The following is a 16,037-nucleotide window of genomic DNA, read 5'->3' on the forward strand; positions in this document are numbered from 1 at the left end:
CAGCCGACGTCGATGGCTCCGCGCCCGACGCCGACGCCGGCCATTTTTCAGCCTCGCTGCTGTATGCGGCGGCAAAGCTCTACTACGGCGAGGACGCGACCCAGGCCGAGGTGGCAAGCCAGTTGAGCACCAGCCGGGCAACAGTCAGTCGGCTCCTTGCGGAGGCCAAACGACGCGGCATTGTGCGCATAGAAGTAGTGCCGCCTGCCGAGGTGGCGTCGGGCGATATCGCCGCCCGGTTGACCCGCGCCCTGTCGCTGACGACCGTTTACCTGAGCCATCCGTTGCCAAATCCGGGGCCCGGTCGAACGGTCCTCGACGTGATGGGCGGAGCCCTCGCACCTGCCGTCGGTCGCGCGTTGTCGGCGGCCGGCCTACTCCCTGGCGACGTTCTGTTGGTGTCGTCGGGGCGCACCGTTTACGAGGTCGCGCAGTACGACCTTGTCCCGCTGCCCGGCATTCTCGTCGCGCCGACGGTCGGCGGAACCGATCAGCCCGAGGAGTGGTACCAGACCAACGAGATCACCCGACTGGTCGCCAACCGGGTCGGCGGCAGGCCGAACTACCTGTTCGCTCCCGCGTTGCCAGGACCGGACCTGCATCCGTCGCTGGTCAATGACCCCAGCATTCAACGAGTACTGCATCTTTGGCCGCGCGCGCGATGCGCGCTGATGGGCGTCGGCGCGCCACCACTGATGCGCTCCGATATCCCGCAATTCGTGCCGACGGGGTCCGATTCGCTGCGCGCGTCGGTGGGCGACGTGTGCTCACGGTTCTACGACCGAGCCGGCGACGGCATCGATTTCGACGGCAGCGACCGCCTGATCGCCGTTGAACTCAATGCCCTTCGACACATCCCCGTCACTATCGCGGTGGCCATAGGAACCGAGAAGATCGACTCCATAGTCGCCGGCGCCAAGGGCGGATACTTCAACCAGCTGGTCACCGATCCCGCCACCGCGGCGGCGATCCTCGACACCGTTGAGTCGACATGACAATGATCGCCGATCCCCGTTACGCGGGCGCACTGCGGCTGGACGGCAAGCGAGCGCTGATCACAGGAGCCACCAAAGGCATCGGCGCAGATATTGCGCGGGCGTTCGCCTCTGCCGGTGCGAAGCTGGTGCTCAGCGGGCGCGACGACGAGGAGCTTGGCGCGGCGCGCTCTGCCCTTGCCGACGAGTATGGCGCCGAGATTCGTACCGCTGCAGTCGATCTCGCGCTATCCGAAGGACCGAGCGAACTGGCCAGGCAGGCCGGGGATGCATTCGGCGGGCTGGACGTACTGGTCAACAACGCCGGCATCTCGCACCCTCAGCCGGTCGTCGAGACCGATCCTGCCCTGTTCGACGCGACCATCGCGGTGAATTTGCGCGCGCCGGCGCTGCTGGCTTCAGCGGTCGGTGCCGCGATGGTCGCGGCGGGCACTGGCGGGTCGATCATCACCGTCGCGTCGGCTGCCGCGTTGGCCCCGTTGCCCGACCACTACGCGTACTGCGCGTCAAAGGCGGGACTAGTGATGGCCACCAAGGTACTTGCTCGAGAGCTCGGCCCGTACGGCATCCGGGCCAATTCGGTGTGCCCGACGGTGGTACTCACCGAGATGGGCCAACGGGTTTGGGGTGACGACGCCAAATCGGCGCCGATGATCGCACGAATTCCATTGGGCCGCTTTGCAGTTCCGCATGAGGTGTCCGATGCAGTGGTGTGGTTGGCATCGGACGCCGCGAGCATGATCAACGGCGTCGACATTCCTGTCGACGGGGGCTACACGATGGGCTGACCGGCTCGGCAGCTGGCACTTCCGCCACTTTGGTCACTCAGCCGAGCGGTGCGCTTTGCGCCCGCCTCAGAGTGACAAGTCAGCGACACCTCTCTACGCACCGGAGCCCTCTTCCTACGGCCCCGGCGACCGCGGATTGTCGCTCGGTTGTCGCGCTGAGGCGGGCAACAAACGAGTCGCAACTTCTAGCTACTGATGAGGCCGGTGTGACTCGACACCTCAGTCTGGGTCGGTCGCCGCCAGGCGGTGCACCTGAGTCTTCGTGGCCGGGTACAACTCTCGCCACGTTCCGTAGAGATCGTCGTAGAGCCCACGGTTGCTCGGAGTCGGCTTGATCTCCCGCGCGATCTTGGCCCAGTCGGTCGTGGAGGGAACCAGCCCGACACCGATGGCGGCGAGCAGGGCGTCACCGTAGCTGGCGCCGATCGCCTGCTCGGGTACAAGCTGCGGACGTCCGGTGATATCGCTGACCGCCTGAGCCCAGATCGGGCTGCGCAATCCTCCTCCCACGGCGACCGTCCGCGTACCGGTATGGGCATCGTCGAAGCGCTCAAGGATCTGCCGGATTCCGAACGAAATGCCTTCGTAGGCAGCGCGAAAGAGGTGGCCGCGGCCGTGGCGCAGCGTGAGCCCGGCCACCACGCCACGAGCCTGCGGGTCGAAAACCGGAGTGCGCTCGCCCGCTAGATAGGGCAATACCAGCAATCCCTCGCTGCCCGGCGGCACCGACTGCGCCTCGGCCATCAGGTCGTCGAAAGACGCTCCGCCGGTGACGGTCTGCAGCCAGCCGATCAGGCTTCCCGCGGTCGAAGTGCCTGCGGCAAGCGCCAAACTCCGCTGCTCGACGCCCGTGGTCGTCCACAGCGTCGGGTCGCTGAAGTACTCGTCGATGATCTGCACCAGGAACATCGTCGAGCCGTACATCAGCATCTGGTCGCCGGGATGGCGCACTCCGACCGAGAACGCCTCCGAGTACGCGTCAACCGTGCCCGCGGCGACGGGTGTGCCCGCGGGAATACCGGTCTGCGCGGCGGCTTCCGGTGTCACGGTGCCAACCACGTCGCTAGGCCATACCAGTCGCGGTAGCGGGAGGTGTCCGCAGATACGCTGCGCCCATTGATGATTCCAGTCGAAATCCCGGGTGGCGTACAGGGGATCGCACTGGCTGGCCGTGTGATGGTCCATCACGTATTCGCCGGTCAGTTTGGCGGCGATGTAGGAGTTCGACCCGTACCACCCTGTGGCCCGCTCCAATACCTGCGGTTCGTGCCGGCGCACCCACTCCAGTTTCGGGCCGACGGCCTGGCTTGACAACAACGTGCCTGCACGGTCGAGAATGTTCTGCTCGCCGAGTTCGGTGGTAAGCGCTTCGATTTCGGCGATGGCCCTGGTGTCGACACCATAGAGGATCGCGGGCCGCAGCGGACGTAGGTCGTCGTCGCACAACACCAGGCACGGCCCGACTCCGCTGACACACATCCCTACCGGGACGGCGCCGGAGGGCATACGTGCCATCAGGGTGGTGCTGATGGCGCACACCTCGCGCCACCACATCGCTTCCGCGTCGACCTCGGCCCAACCTGGCCGCGGCAGATTCATCGAATGGGCGATGGTCTCGGAGGCAAGGACCGATCCCGCCGCGTCGACGAGGACGCCTTTCGAGCTCCCCGTCCCCATGTCGATGCCGAGCAGCAAGTCCACGCGACAACCCTAATTGAAATACGGCCTGCTCCACCGTTCAGTTCATGGCGACGTTCGCCGACAATCCGTTCACGATTTGTGGACAATTGCGGGATGGATACTCGTCGCCTGCAATTGCTGCTCGCGCTCTCCCGGTTGGGCTCGATGCGCGCCGTCGCCGACGCACACCACCTCACCACGTCGACCGTCTCACAGCAGATCGCCGCACTGGCAAAGGAAACGGGCGCTCAGCTCATCGAGCCCGAAGGCCGACGGGTGCGCCTCACACCGGCAGGGCAGCGTCTGGCCGACCACGCTGTCACGATCCTCGCCGCCATTGACGCGGCGCGGCTGGATCTCGACCCCGACGCCGAACCAGCGGGCACCGTGCGCGTCGGCGGTTTCGCGACCGGACTGCGCGTGTCGCTGTTCCCGATCGTCGCCGATCTCGCAGACGAGTATCCGAAGGTTGACTTCGTGATCAGCGAGTTCGAACCGATCGAGGCGTTTGCCTTGCTGACCGACGACAACCTCGATCTGGCACTGACCTACGACTACAACCTGGCTCCGGCATCCGTCGGCCCTGTTCTCGAGACACTGCCGCTGTGGACCGTCGCATGGGGACTCGGCGTTCCGCTCGATGCCCCGGACGGACCTGCCGACATCGCCGACTACGCGGATCAAACATGGATTGTCAACTCGCGCAACACCGCTGACGAAGACGCCGTGCGAACGCTGGCCTCGATGGCAGGATTCGCGCCGAAGATCGCGCACCAAATCGACAGCCTCGACCTGGTCGAAGATCTCATCGTCGCCGGCTACGGCGTCGGCCTGCTGCCGATCGGTCGGCCCACCGCAAGCGGCGTCAAGGTACTCCCCCTGGCCGACGCCAACCCCGTCCTCACCGCATATGCGGTGACGCGCCGTGGCCGGTCGACGTGGCCGCCGCTAAGGGTGGTGCTGGACCGACTGCGCCCGCCGGGAGCCCAACTGCCACAACCGCAGTGGCCGCGACCGGTTCCCTAGCCGTCGCGCGCGTTCACCGGCCCAGTATCAGCGGCTGCGCGGCCCGATATTGGTCGAGCACCTCCGGCGTGGGATCCGCGGTGTAGGACGCTGTCAATCCGAACGTCCACGGCGGCGGCGAATCCTGTTGTGACAGCGTCCATGCAGCCTGCCGCGCCGCACCCAAGGCGACGTATTCAGCCGGCGTCGGTACATGTACCGGAGCGCCCCAGATCGCCGGCGCGACGCGACGAACCGCCTCCGACCGGGCTCCCCCACCGACCAGGATGATGCGCTTGACGTCGACGCCTTGCGCGGAGATCTTGTCGATGCAGTAGGCCATTGAACTGAGCAAGCCTTCAATTGCTGCGCGGGCAACGTTGGCAGAGGTCAGGTTTCGGGTCGTCACGCCATGGAAGGCGCCCGCCGCGTTCGGCAAGTTCGGCGACCGTTCACCCTCGAAGTACGGCACGAGCGTCAGCCCCTCCGCGCCTGCGGGCGCCAACAATGCCAGCCGATCCAGTTCGTCGAAGTCCACTCCCAACATCGTCGTGACGGCAGCCAATACGGGCGCGCCGTTGAGTGTGCACACCAAGGGCAGTTGCCGTCCGGTGGCGTCCGCGAAACCTGCCACGATTCCCTCCGCATCGTGGGGCGCGGCATCTCCCACCGCGCTCACCACACCAGAGGTGCCGAGCGAGACCACGCAGTCACCCGGTCCTGCGCCCAGGCCCAGCGCCGCCGCGGCGTTGTCTCCCGCGCCAGGGCCCAGTACCGCGCCCGAACGGGTTTGGCCCGCCGCATCACGCGGGCCGAGCACCGTCGGCAACCCCGGACGTCGGCCGCGCATCGCCAACTCCAGCAGGTCGTGCTGGTAGCTGTCGGTTTCCGCGGAGAAGTACCCGGTGCCGCTGGCGTCGCTGCGATCCGTGCGGAGTTCACCGATGTCGGTCGAGCCACACAGCCGCCACGTCAGCCAGTCATGCGGCAGGCACACCGCCGCCGTGGCGTCGGCATGCGCAGGTTCGTTGTCGGCGAGCCAGCGCAGCTTCGTCGCCGTGATGGATGCAACCGGCACCACCCCGATCCGCTTCGCCCACTCGGCGGCGCCACCCAACTCGGCAACCAGATCGGCGGCCGCAGTGCCTGATCGAGTGTCGTTCCACAGCAACGCATCCCGGACAACCTCACCGGCTTCGTCCAGGCACACCATGCCGTGCTGCTGGGCCCCGACCGCCATGGCCGCGACGTCGTCGAGCCCGCCAGCCGCGTCGATGCTCGCCTGAAGGGCGGACCACCACAGGCGTGGATCCACCTCGGTCCCGTCGGGGTGAGGCGAGGATGCGGACCGCACGGTCTCACCGGAGTCGGCGTCGCAAATCACCACCTTGCAGGACTGGGTGGACGAGTCGATTCCCGCAACGAGTGTCACGTCTGCGAAGTTACCCCGCCTGACCGACGTGCCGATGAGTCTCGCAGGGGCGGGTTGTCTATATCTATATGCGAAAGCTCGTTATCACCGAGAACATCACGCTGGACGGCTCGATCGAGATGCTCGACGACTGGTTCGACCCCCAGCTTCAGGACAAAGATCTGCTCGAAGAGTCTCACCGGCAAGATGCGCAGGCCGACGCGCTGCTGGTCGGCCGCCGGACGTTCGAGGACTTCCGCGGCTACTGGCCGAAACAGACCGACGACGCCACCGGAGTGACGGACTACCTCAACAACGTCGCCAAGTACGTGGTGTCCTCGACGATGTCGGACCCGCAGTGGGAGAACTCGACGGTGCTGGCCGGCGATCCGGTCGAGCAGGCCAGCGATTTGAAGGCCCAATCAGGCAAGGACATCGTGTTGACCGGCAGCATCAGCCTCGCGCACACGCTCATCGCCGCGGGGATCGTCGACGAGTACCGAATGTTCGTCTATCCCGCGGTCCAGGGCCGTGGTCGTCGACTCTTCCCCGACGGCACTGTGATCGGGACGCTGAAGTTGGTGGAAGCGCCGAAGTCCTTCCGGTCCGGAATCACCTTGCTGCGCTACGCGTCCACCTGAATCCGCCGATTCAGACATGGTTGCGCGCTGCGCTGCAAGACTTGCCAGGTGGACGAGGAGCACCCGCAGGCGCACAAGCGTTGGGATCCGGATCGAAACGAAACGGAAGCCGAACGCCTCGACCGCAATTGGTCAAGCCTGCTCCAGGAGCTTCGGGTCGCCCAGACAGGCGTGCAGTTGCTTACCGGGTTCTTGCTGACGCTGCCGTTTCAGCAGCGGTTCACCCAGCTCGACACGACCATGCGAACGATCTATCTCGTGACTGTCGCCTGCTCGCTCGCCTCCACCCTGCTGCTCGTCGCGCCCGTGGCCATGCACCGCATCCTGTTCCGCAAGCACCGCCTCAAGATGTTGGTGAGGGCATCTCATAGTTACGCGATGGCGGGCCTGCTGCTGCTTGCCGCGGCACTCGCAGGAGTCGGCGTGGTCATCTTCGACGCCGTCGCCGGAAGGACGGCAGCCTGGATCGCCGGCGGGTGCATGTTGATCGGCGCGACATGCTTGTGGGTGCTCGTTCCGCTGCCGGGGCGGCGCAGCCAGGACAACTCCTACTAACGTTTGCGTCACCGCGGGCCTGGGAACTCATGGCCCATGTTGATCCGACGTATTGCGCGCCCGATGTTGTCAGCGGTATTCATCAGCCGCGGCGTCGATGCCCTGCGCAGCCCAAAACCCGCGGCCGACGCGGCCCGTCCCACGCTTGAGGGGCTGTCCAAGCTCCCTGATCCGGTCGGTACGAATGTGCCGTCCAATGCCGAGACCGTTGCCCGTATCAACGCCGCAGTGCAGATCGGCGGTGGCCTGCTGCTGGCGACCGGCAAACTGCCTCGCGTCGCTTCTGCGGCGTTGGCCCTCAGCGTGGTGCCGGGCAGCCTTGGCGGCCATATGTTCTGGAGCGAGTCTGACCCGCAGCGCAAGGCTGATGAACGCCGCGCCTTCATAACCGACGTGAGCCTCATCGGCGGGCTGATCATTGCCGCCGTCGACACCGAGGGCAAACCGTCGCTCGGCTGGCGCGGCCGCCGCGCCGCCCAGAAGGTGACCGGAGCCGTCGCCGCGGCGCTGCCGGCGGGAGCGGCGACCGGCGGTGCGCTGGCGGACAGCGCCGTCGCCGAAAAGCTCGGCCATGGCCTGCACGTCGGCGCCGAGCGCGGCCGGGAACTGGCCCACGTGGCTGCCGAGCGCGGAGCCGAGCTCGCCGAAGTGGCGCGCGAACGCGCCCCAGTCTGGGCGGAAGCGGCTCGCGAACGTGGCACTGAACTCGCAGAGGTGGCGCGCGAACGTGCACCGATCCTTGCCGACGCGGCTCGCGAACGCGGGGCCGAATGGGCCGAGATTGCGCGTGAGCGCAGCGCCGAGCTCGCCGAGGTGGCACGCGAGCGTGCGGATGCGGCGCGCGAGCGTGCCCCCGAGCTTGCCGAGACGGCACGGACGCAAGTCAAGCAGCGTCGTCGCCGCTGGAGCTGAATTTGATCAGCCGGGGCTAAACCCGGCGATGCTGGCTGCCTGAGCGGTAGATTTGCTCCACCATCACCGCATACAGGGGGCATATCCGATGACAGCCGGCGACTTCGAACCTCAACCCGGGCAGTACGGCGAAGCGGGTGCCCATATCCCCCCACCCGGCGGCCAGGAGCCCGGAAGCTTGGGTCTTCGCTTTGCCGCGCGACTAATCGACGGCATCTTGGTGATGATCGTCAGCTGGATACTGATATTCGCCACGAACTCGCTGTCGAACTTTTGGGTCACCGGCCTGTTCACGGGTCTGCTGACATTCATCTACTTCCTGGCGTTCGAGACGACTCAGGGATGGACACCGGGCAAGAAGCTGCTCGGTCTAAGCGTGCACGGACCCGGTGGAGCGCCGAAGCCCACGGCTTCGCAGTCGGCGATCCGCAATTCGTGGACGCTGCTGCCGATCATCCCATTCATCGGTGGACTGCTTGGGGTCGTCGCGATCATCCTGATAGCCGTGACGATCAATGGCAGCCCGTCGAAGCAGGGCAAGCATGACGAGTTGGCGGGCGGTACGCAGGTCGTCAAGGGCTAGGCGCCGCGCAAGGATGGGCCCCGCACAGCGGGGCCCATCCGTCTACCGACCGGTGGTCATACCACGACCCGGTGATCGCAAAGAGTCACAGTCGCGGGATTCGTTGCGCGCCAAGCCAATACGGCTAACGTAAGCCCGACACAGCCGTGTCACGCCACGGTCCACAAGGCCAGGCTGATGACGAACGCGGTGAGGCCAAGCGTCGTCTCCATGACCGTCCAGGTCTTGAGCGTTGTCTTCACATCCATGCCGAAGAACCGACTGACTAACCAGAACCCCGAGTCGTTGACGTGCGAGAGTACGGTCGCGCCTGCGGCAATGGCGATCACCAGTAGTGTCAGCTGGAAATTGTTGAGGTCCGCCTCGGCGGCTGCGGCGGCGAGCAGCCCCGCGGTCGTAGTCAGCGCGACGGTCGCCGAGCCCTGCGCGACGCGAAGCACCGTGGCAATGATGAAGGCCTGCAGGATCAGCGACATCCCGAGGTTCGAGAGTGAGCCGCTCAGCGCGTCCCCGATGCCGCTCAACCGCAGCACGCCGCCGAACATGCCCCCGGCGCCGGTGATCAGGATGACCGCGCAGATCGGGCCAAGGGCGTTGTCGAGGATGGTGCCGACGTCGGCCATCGAGCGGTCCCGCAATCCCAACACGACAGTGGCCACGATCACCGTGATAAGCAGTGCAACGGATGTGTTTCCGAGCAGCCTGAGGTACTCGGCCCAGGTAGCCCCCTCCTCGATCACACCCGCGGTCATGAGCGTGTTCAGCACGGTGTTGAACGAGATCAGAACGAACGGCAGGAGTAACACGCCAAGGACTGTCGCAAAGGACGGAACGGTGCGCGTCATGGTATTGCCTTGTCCCGCAACGCCTGCGCTAGTGCCATCAGGATCCGTGACATCGTCACGGCCGCCGTTCATTTCACCGAACAATGCCACCGGGACGTCGACGTGCACACGGCGACCGATGATTTGGGACACGAGATAGGAACCGACGAACCACGCTGCGACGGCGACGGGCGCACCGACCAGCAGGGTGAGCCCGATGTTGCCTTCGAGCAGCTCGGCGGCCGCGACCGGCCCCGGGTGCGGCGGCACTATCGCATGCATGGCGGCAAAGGCACCTGCGGCCGGAAGCGCGTACAAGAGCAGGGAGCCGGAGAAGCGCCGCGCGACCGTCATGATGATCGGCAGGAAGACGACCAGACCGGCGTCGAAGAAAATCGGAAACCCGAAGAGCAGCGCGGCAACACCAAGTGCGAACGGAGCCCGCTTCTCACCGAACCTGCCGATGAGGGTGTCTGCGAGGACCTGAGCGCCGCCGGTCACTTCAAGAAGTCGGCCGATCATGACGCCGAAGCCGACAAGCAGGGCCACCGAGCCGAGCGTGTTGGAGAAACCGAAGGACAGCGCGTCAGGGACGTCGGCCACTGGGATGCCGGCGGCCAGCGCCGTCAGCACGCTCACCAGGACGAGAGCAACGAAGGCATGCAGCTTCACCTTCATGATCAGGAAAAGCAAGACGGCGACAGCCCCTGCTGCAATCAGCAACAAGGTGGTGGCACCATATGCCGGTTCGATCGCTTCCACGAGTCCTCCGAATCGTCAGTGTCCGGCCTGTTCCGGACGTCTTAGGTTTCTGTTGTGCGCGCGGCCGATAACGCGACGTAGTCATCGACGATGGAATCGATGTTCTGGTCGACATCGATGGTGACGCCGCTTTCATCCGACTCGAGCGGCTCGAGCGTTTTGAATTGCGATGCCAGCAGTGAGGCCGGCATGAAATGCCCGGGCCGGCTGGCCTGTCGTCTGCCGATGACTTCTGGTGTGCCCGCAAGATGCAGGAACTCGACTCCGGCACAATGCCTGCGAAGCTGATCGCGATACTTTCGCTTGAGCGCCGAGCAACTCATCACTCCGCCAGAGCCGTCGCGCGCAGCGAGCCACTCCCCGATCGCTTCCAGCCAGGGGTATCGATCGTCGTCGTCGAGTGGTTCGCCTGCGGTCATCTTGGCGATGTTGGCCGGCGGATGAAAGTCGTCGGCATCGGCGAACGGGACACGTAGCCGCTGCGCCAGCGCTGCGCCCACGGTCGACTTACCCGAGCCAGATACGCCCATGACGACGATTGGTGACGCCATTGCCTCCACCTACCCACTTGTGCTTGACGTCACACAGCATGCATCAATCGTCATACGATTGCAACTCTGTATCGCAATCGTATGGTTTTAATAACGCCAGCAAAGCTATGACAAGATGTATGCGTGGTATCGCAGCCAATCGTCGGCGCCCTGCACGGCAATCTGCTGACCGCGCTAGGCACCGCGATCGTGTCCGGCGAATATCCGCCCGGGCAGGTCATCAACTTGGATGGGGTCAGCGCGCGGCACGGGGTGTCCCGCAGCGTCGCGAGGGAAGCGGTCCGTGTGCTCGAGTCGATGGGCATGGTGGAGTCGCGCAGACGCGTCGGCATCACCATTCAGCCGGCGCAGAAATGGAATGTCTTTGATCCCAGGCTGATTCGCTGGCGCCTGGACGCAGGCGACCGGACCGCGCAACTGCTGTCCCTTTCGGAACTGCGGCGTGGCTTCGAGCCGACCGCGGCGGCGCTGGCCGCCAGGCGAGCAGATCCTCATCAATGCCGCATCATGGCAGCCGCCGTTTCGGACATGGTGGTACACGGCCGCTCAGGTGACCTCGAGGCGTATCTGTTGGCGGACAAGATCTTTCATCAGACCCTGTTGGAGGCCAGCGGCAACGAGATGTTCCGCGCATTGAACGGCGTCGTCGCCGAGGTGCTGGCGGGCAGGACCCATCACGGCATGATGCCTGAGACGCCAAATCCGGCAGCCATCGACCTGCACGACGAAGTCGCTCGCGCGATCCGGATGCGCGACGAGGCGGCTGCCGAGCAGGCCATGCGCGCGATCATCGACGAGGCGGCATCGGCTGTGTCCGAAGAACTTTCGGAGTACTAGTCTTTCGGCTGGTACCGATAGTTGATCTTGTTCCCCTGCACTGTCGTGACCGTCAGCGTGAACGCCACGGCTTCCGCGCCTGCCACGATCGTGCAGTCGACGGTGTTGCCGGGCCGTCCTTCAAGGTTTCCCGAGCACTGCGCAGAGTCCGGCCGCGGGCGGCCCTGGCTTCCGAGTTCGTCGAGCAGCGAACGCTCGACCTCCGCCTTCGTCAGCAACGGCACCACGTCGAAGTTCATCATCAAGCCGTCGACTCTGTTGACCTCGATGGTGCGCCTCAGCTTGACTCCCCCGGCGCCGACATCGCAGTAGGCGACGGCACCGACGTTGCCCTGCAGCCCGGACTCACATAGAACGGTCTCCACCTGAACCCCGGACGCGGCGCTGACCAGGCGCGACACCGCCTTCTCGAGCTGCTCCTTGGAGACCGCAGGCGTCATCTCGTAGTCGACGGTGGTGCCGTCGATACGCGTCACCGCGACAACGGGCTCGAAGCTGTTCGTCGGGCTCATCACCACCTCACAGCGCGCGGTCTTACCGACCTCGCCGACCAGGTCCTCCCGGCACGTCACAGACTCGGGCTGTTCGCCGGCCTTGGTAAGCCGGTCGGCGATTTCTGTTTGCAGAGCCTCCCTGGAGACGACGGGCTTGCCGTCACTGCCAATGGGGATGCTGCATCCGGGCACCAGTGCAGCCGCTGCGGCGACGGCGCCCACGGCTGCGATCAGCGTGCGCATGGACCGCCTCCTGGGACATTTGCTACTTGGCCACGGGCCTCGCGTTCGCAGGGACCATAACAAGTTGGCCGCAGACGGGATGATTAACTGCGAAAGTGAGCAGAGAACCGACGCTGGCACGCCGCTTTTTTGATCGCGTCGAACCGGTGCATGCCGTGACGTACTTCGCGCCGGAAGCCCGAAGTGCGTTCGACGAACTTGGCTTCCGCGGATTTTGGATGGGCTACTTCGCCGCCCGGTCGGCCCCATTCGGTGTCGTGCCCACCGAGGTGGTGACTGCCTCGTTCTACAACTTCACGCCCGAGCGCGTCGCCAAGGCGCTGCCCGCCGTGTGGGAGCTCACCACGCCTGCGGACGCGTTGCGGATTCGGGAGCAGTCAGCTGTCGCCGCGCTGCGCCGTTACGGCGTGGCCGATGACGAGGCGCACGCCGCAGCCGAACTCGCCGCGAAGGCCGCGCGCGGTGCCCCCCTCGACGGCCGGCCGCTGTTTGCAGCCAACGCCGCGCTCAACTGGCCGGAGGAGCCGCTGGCGAAGCTGTGGCACGCGACGACCCTGTTGCGCGAACAGCGCGGCGACGGGCATGTGGCCGTGCTTGCGGCGCTCGAGGTGTCCGGCCGCGAATGCAATGTGTTGCATGCGGCGGCGGGCCGGGTGCCGCGCGAGATGATCATGCGCAGCCGTGACTACGACGATGAACAGTGGAATCACTATCGCGACCGACTGGCCCGCCGTGGCCTGCTCGACGACGATGGCGAGCTCACCGACGCCGGTCGCGATCTCAAACAGCGAATCGAAGACGCCACCGACCGGCTGGCCCTACGCGCCCTCGACGGGCTCGACGACGACGAAGTGGAGGCGTTGTTCCGTGCGCTCACCCCGATAACGCGAAAGGTGGTCGCAGCGGGTGACGTTCCGGCTGCGACGCCGATGGGCTTGAGTCGCCACGACCTAGATGATGACAGCGCGCATTTGATTTAACGACATTCCGTTAACGCGGTGTTTGGCCGCGCCAATCGCAGCCGGTCAACTCCGCCGACAGGGCCCACAACGCGCGGGCCGTTTCCGCGTCGCGCGCCTTGGGGCGCAGTTTGGTGACCTTCGGCTTGCCCCACTGGTTGAACCGTGGCGCGAAATAGGTGCCGCTCGGCAGGTCGGTCGTCACGGCCTGGATGCTCGCACGCGCTCCCTGGGCCGGGCTCTGCAGGATGCGCCACACCGGGTTGCGGTCACCTATGGGCGTTCCCGCGCCGGCGTTTCGCGTTAAGCCGGTATCGGTCATCCCGGGGTCCGACGCATAAGCCCGGACACCACGTCTGGCGAGCTCGGTCACGAACAGCAGGTTCGCCAACTTGGACTCCGCGTAGGCGGCCATCGGCGAGTACTTGCGGGTATGCCAGTTCACGTCGTCGAGGTGCACGCGCGCGAACAAGTACATCGCGCTGGCCACTGAGATGACCCGGTCGGTGATCTTGTCCCCGAGCAGACACGTGAGCGCGAAGTGACCGAGGTGATTGGCGCCGATGTGTGCTTCGAAACCGTCGGCGGTACGGGTCAGCGGCAGGCCCATCACGCCGGCGTTGTTCACAAGTACGTCAACGGTTTCCGTCTCGTCGGCGAATCTGCGGACGCTGGCCAGATCGGCCAGATCGAGATGACGCACTTGCACGTCGCCGGTCATTTCGGCGGCGGCACGTTCGGCCTTGGGAAGGCTGCGGCACGCAATGACCACGCTGTGCCCGTTGGCGGCAAGCTCCGCCGCGGTCGCCTTGCCGACGCCGCTGTTGCCGCCAGTGACGATGATTCGCATCTGCCCACTCTGTCAGCGCGGGGCGTACATGATGACGCCGACACCCATCAGGCAGACCGCGGCTCCTGCGATATCCCAGCGGTCGGGCCGAAAACCGTCGGCGACCATCCCCCATACCAGCGAGCCTGCGATGAAGACGCCGCCATACGCGGCAAGCACTCGACCGAAGTGTGCGTCAGGCTGAAACGCCGCGACGAATCCGTAGGCGCCCAATGCGATTGCGCCCGCCCCGACCCACAGCCAGCCGCGGTGTTCACGCACCCCCTGCCACACCAGCCACGCGCCGCCGATCTCCAGCAGCGCCGCAAGGACGAACAAGGCAATGGACTTCAACACGATCACGACACTCAGCCTGCCGCGAGCGTGCGCAAAATGTCGGTGTTCGTCGGCGTGTCGATGCGCAGACACGCACCCTCGCGGCAGGGGGCTAGCGGGTGGGCTGGTTGCGGTTCCATTCCACCCAGCCGACGCCGGCGCGGCCGTCGGCTGTGGTGACGGTGGCCCACGCCCGCGGGAAGTGGCTGACCCGGCCGTCGGGCGAGGTGAGCAGCACGGGCGCGTGTCCGCGGATGTCGATAGTGGCGGTCAGGTCGCCGGGCCGCAGCGTGAGCGTGGTGGTCAGCGGTAAGCCGTCGTCGGCGAATGTCTCGTGCGCGGTGACCGTCTGCAGCTCGATGAGCGGTTCACCGGGTTGCTGTATGTAGCCGACGCCCATTCGCGGCGCGCCGGGTATGCGGATTTCGACGCCGTGCGTGTGGGTTCCGTCGTCGAGGTGCAGTGCGCTCCACACCCAGTCCATGGCCCACCAATCGCGCACTCCCCACGAGTGATCGCGCTGACCGGGAACACCTTGCACCGCGAACTGTTGGCCGTCGACCGTCACGGTGCCCGACACCGTGCACGGAATTTCGTAGCGCGGCGTAATGCGGTACTGGTACGGCGTACCCGTCGTTGCCCACGTCAGCTCGAATGTCATCTCGACGGGTCGGCCCGGTTCATTTCGCAGCAGCGCGGCGGGATCGTCGTACGCCTGGCCGCGTCCCCGCATCGTGACCCTGTACGTCTTCAGCGGTTCAGCGGGAGCGAGGGTGAGTTCAATGGCGCCGGTGTCGTCGAAGTCGAGCAGCGCATAGGTGGGGATGTCCGGGCCGCACAGCAGGCCGGTGATCCACAACGTGTGCTGATTGGGCATCAGCCCGAGCCGGATCCAGCCGCCGATCCCTTGGCGCGGATCGGCGAAGTCGAAGTACCAGCTCTCGCTCCATAGCGGCTCGTCGCCGGCGGTATGTGCCCCCTCGTCGTCGGCGGTCGGCGTAAGCGGCTCGGCGGCAACATATTCGGGCAGAATGCTGAGCGCATCGGTGTCCAGCGCGTGCTGGCAATGCCGCTGCAGCATCACCATGAACATCTCGTCGCCGCGGTCGGTGCGCGCGACGAGCATCGACGAGACGATCGCCATCATCACCCCGAAGAAGCTCTGCCGCCGCACCCCGTCGCGGACGCCGTCGAGACTGATCGGCGCGTCGGGGCCGAGCGCGTCGTGGTAGGCGCGCAACAGCTCGTCATAGTTCTTCTGGCGCTGCTCGTTCGCCAAGGCACAGCCGAGGAAATACGCGACGTCGGTCATCGCCGGACCCCACGTGACGGTCTGCCAATCCACCACCGTCAGCGGCCTGTCCGCGCGAGGCTGGCCGAAAAGCATGTTGTCCAAACGGTAGTCGCCGTGAACGAGACCCATGACCCGACCGGGTTCGGACTCCCCGGCGACGTAGGCATCGAAGGCGGCGACCAGCCGCTCACAGACGCTACGGTGGTCGTGTTCGATCTGATCGCCGTAGCGCTCGGCGAAACCTGCGTAGAGCTGGCCGATCACCGCTTGGTTCATCGGCGACTCGCGGTTGAGCCAGTCCGCGTTGGCCATGGCCGTGTCGCCGAGTAGCGGCGCAT

General features: G+C 65.8%; 17 protein-coding genes. 9 read left to right on the top strand and 8 right to left on the bottom strand.

The window, feature by feature from the left end:
- Window positions 1-995, top strand: a 995-nt coding sequence (locus VFH65_RS06190; RefSeq protein ID WP_353320275.1) for a sugar-binding transcriptional regulator, incomplete at its 5' end; no start/stop codon positions are given.
- Window positions 992-1,783, top strand: coding sequence for an SDR family NAD(P)-dependent oxidoreductase (locus VFH65_RS06195; protein WP_353320276.1), 792 nt, complete (start codon window positions 992-994; stop codon window positions 1,781-1,783). The genes VFH65_RS06190 and VFH65_RS06195, both read left to right, overlap by 4 nt.
- A 219-nt stretch (window positions 1,784-2,002) precedes the next feature.
- Here VFH65_RS06195 and VFH65_RS06200 read toward each other — a convergent pair whose 3' ends face one another.
- Window positions 2,003-3,484, bottom strand: coding sequence for an FGGY-family carbohydrate kinase (locus VFH65_RS06200; protein ID WP_353320277.1), 1,482 nt, complete (start codon window positions 3,482-3,484; stop codon window positions 2,003-2,005).
- A gap of 93 nt (window positions 3,485-3,577) precedes the next feature.
- Between VFH65_RS06200 and VFH65_RS06205 the strand changes: the two genes are divergently transcribed.
- The gene (locus tag VFH65_RS06205) at window positions 3,578-4,489 is read left to right on the top strand and encodes a LysR family transcriptional regulator (RefSeq protein ID WP_353320278.1); all 912 of its coding nucleotides are present in this window, start codon (window positions 3,578-3,580) and stop codon (window positions 4,487-4,489) included.
- A 13-nt stretch (window positions 4,490-4,502) separates the two neighbouring features.
- Here the strand turns inward: VFH65_RS06205 and xylB are convergent, their stop codons facing one another.
- Window positions 4,503-5,900 carry a xylulokinase gene (xylB, locus tag VFH65_RS06210; protein ID WP_353320279.1) on the bottom strand — a complete coding sequence of 466 codons (1,398 nt, stop codon included), beginning with the start codon at window positions 5,898-5,900 and terminating at the stop codon, window positions 4,503-4,505.
- Window positions 5,901-5,968: 68 nt separating this feature from the next.
- On the opposite strand from xylB, the gene VFH65_RS06215 reads away from it, so the two are divergent.
- From VFH65_RS06215 to VFH65_RS06230, 4 genes are all read left to right on the top strand, one after another.
- On the top strand, window positions 5,969-6,520 hold the full coding sequence (locus VFH65_RS06215) for a dihydrofolate reductase family protein (protein WP_353320280.1): 552 nt from the start codon (window positions 5,969-5,971) through the stop codon (window positions 6,518-6,520).
- Between the two features lie 48 nt (window positions 6,521-6,568).
- A complete protein-coding gene (locus VFH65_RS06220) occupies window positions 6,569-7,075 on the top strand; it encodes a DUF6328 family protein (RefSeq protein WP_353320281.1) in 507 nt (168 codons plus the stop codon).
- Between the two features lie 36 nt (window positions 7,076-7,111).
- Window positions 7,112-7,987: a DoxX family protein gene (locus VFH65_RS06225; RefSeq protein WP_353320282.1), complete on the top strand. Its 876-nt coding sequence runs from the start codon at window positions 7,112-7,114 to the stop codon at window positions 7,985-7,987.
- Between the two features lie 88 nt (window positions 7,988-8,075).
- A complete protein-coding gene (locus VFH65_RS06230; protein ID WP_353320283.1) occupies window positions 8,076-8,570 on the top strand; it encodes an RDD family protein in 495 nt (164 codons plus the stop codon).
- 149 nt (window positions 8,571-8,719) lie between these two features.
- Here VFH65_RS06230 and VFH65_RS06235 read toward each other — a convergent pair whose 3' ends face one another.
- Both VFH65_RS06235 and VFH65_RS06240 read right to left on the bottom strand, forming a co-directional pair.
- Entirely contained in the window at window positions 8,720-10,156 is a 1,437-nt protein-coding gene (locus VFH65_RS06235) for a GntP family permease (protein ID WP_353320284.1), read from the bottom strand.
- 41 nt (window positions 10,157-10,197) lie between these two features.
- Window positions 10,198-10,707, bottom strand: a complete 510-nt coding sequence (locus tag VFH65_RS06240; RefSeq protein WP_353320285.1) for a gluconokinase — start codon at window positions 10,705-10,707, stop codon at window positions 10,198-10,200.
- Window positions 10,708-10,830: 123 nt separating this feature from the next.
- Between VFH65_RS06240 and VFH65_RS06245 the strand changes: the two genes are divergently transcribed.
- Window positions 10,831-11,544 carry a FadR/GntR family transcriptional regulator gene (locus VFH65_RS06245; RefSeq protein ID WP_353320286.1) on the top strand — a complete coding sequence of 238 codons (714 nt, stop codon included), beginning with the start codon at window positions 10,831-10,833 and terminating at the stop codon, window positions 11,542-11,544.
- Here VFH65_RS06245 and VFH65_RS06250 read toward each other — a convergent pair.
- On the bottom strand, window positions 11,541-12,281 hold the full coding sequence (locus VFH65_RS06250) for a DUF4333 domain-containing protein (protein WP_353320287.1): 741 nt from the start codon (window positions 12,279-12,281) through the stop codon (window positions 11,541-11,543). The two genes, VFH65_RS06245 and VFH65_RS06250, sit on opposite strands and share 4 nt — an antisense overlap.
- Window positions 12,282-12,376: 95 nt before the next feature.
- Here VFH65_RS06250 and VFH65_RS06255 point away from each other — a divergent pair, with 95 nt between their 5' ends.
- Window positions 12,377-13,261: an SCO6745 family protein gene (locus tag VFH65_RS06255; RefSeq protein ID WP_353320288.1), complete on the top strand. Its 885-nt coding sequence runs from the start codon at window positions 12,377-12,379 to the stop codon at window positions 13,259-13,261.
- A 10-nt stretch (window positions 13,262-13,271) separates the two neighbouring features.
- Here VFH65_RS06255 and VFH65_RS06260 read toward each other — a convergent pair whose 3' ends face one another.
- The 3 genes from VFH65_RS06260 to VFH65_RS06270 form a co-directional block, all read right to left on the bottom strand.
- A complete protein-coding gene (locus VFH65_RS06260) occupies window positions 13,272-14,090 on the bottom strand; it encodes an SDR family NAD(P)-dependent oxidoreductase (protein ID WP_353320289.1) in 819 nt (272 codons plus the stop codon).
- A gap of 12 nt (window positions 14,091-14,102) precedes the next feature.
- A complete protein-coding gene (locus VFH65_RS06265; RefSeq protein WP_353320291.1) occupies window positions 14,103-14,429 on the bottom strand; it encodes a YnfA family protein in 327 nt (108 codons plus the stop codon).
- An 88-nt stretch (window positions 14,430-14,517) separates the two neighbouring features.
- On the bottom strand, window positions 14,518-16,037 hold a 1,520-nt coding region (locus VFH65_RS06270; protein ID WP_353320290.1), incomplete at its 5' end, for a DUF7065 domain-containing protein.

Origin of the sequence: Mycobacterium sp. (assembly GCF_035697385.1) — a bacterium.
GTDB lineage: Bacteria > Actinomycetota > Actinomycetes > Mycobacteriales > Mycobacteriaceae > Mycobacterium.

Bases quoted from the DNA above. Each gene is read 5' to 3' on its own strand.
- VFH65_RS06215 (WP_353320280.1), top strand. From the start codon at position 5,969: ATGCGAAAGCTCGTTATCACCGAGAACATCACGCTGGACGGCTCGATC.
- VFH65_RS06225 (WP_353320282.1), top strand. From the start codon at position 7,112: ATGTTGATCCGACGTATTGCGCGCCCGATGTTGTCAGCGGTATTCATC.
- VFH65_RS06230 (WP_353320283.1), top strand. From the start codon at position 8,076: ATGACAGCCGGCGACTTCGAACCTCAACCCGGGCAGTACGGCGAAGCG.
- VFH65_RS06260 (WP_353320289.1), bottom strand. From the start codon at position 14,090: ATGCGAATCATCGTCACTGGCGGCAACAGCGGCGTCGGCAAGGCGACC.
- VFH65_RS06240 (WP_353320285.1), bottom strand. From the start codon at position 10,707: ATGGCGTCACCAATCGTCGTCATGGGCGTATCTGGCTCGGGTAAGTCG.
- VFH65_RS06205 (WP_353320278.1), top strand. From the start codon at position 3,578: ATGGATACTCGTCGCCTGCAATTGCTGCTCGCGCTCTCCCGGTTGGGC.
- VFH65_RS06250 (WP_353320287.1), bottom strand. From the start codon at position 12,281: ATGCGCACGCTGATCGCAGCCGTGGGCGCCGTCGCCGCAGCGGCTGCA.
- VFH65_RS06195 (WP_353320276.1), top strand. From the start codon at position 992: ATGACAATGATCGCCGATCCCCGTTACGCGGGCGCACTGCGGCTGGAC.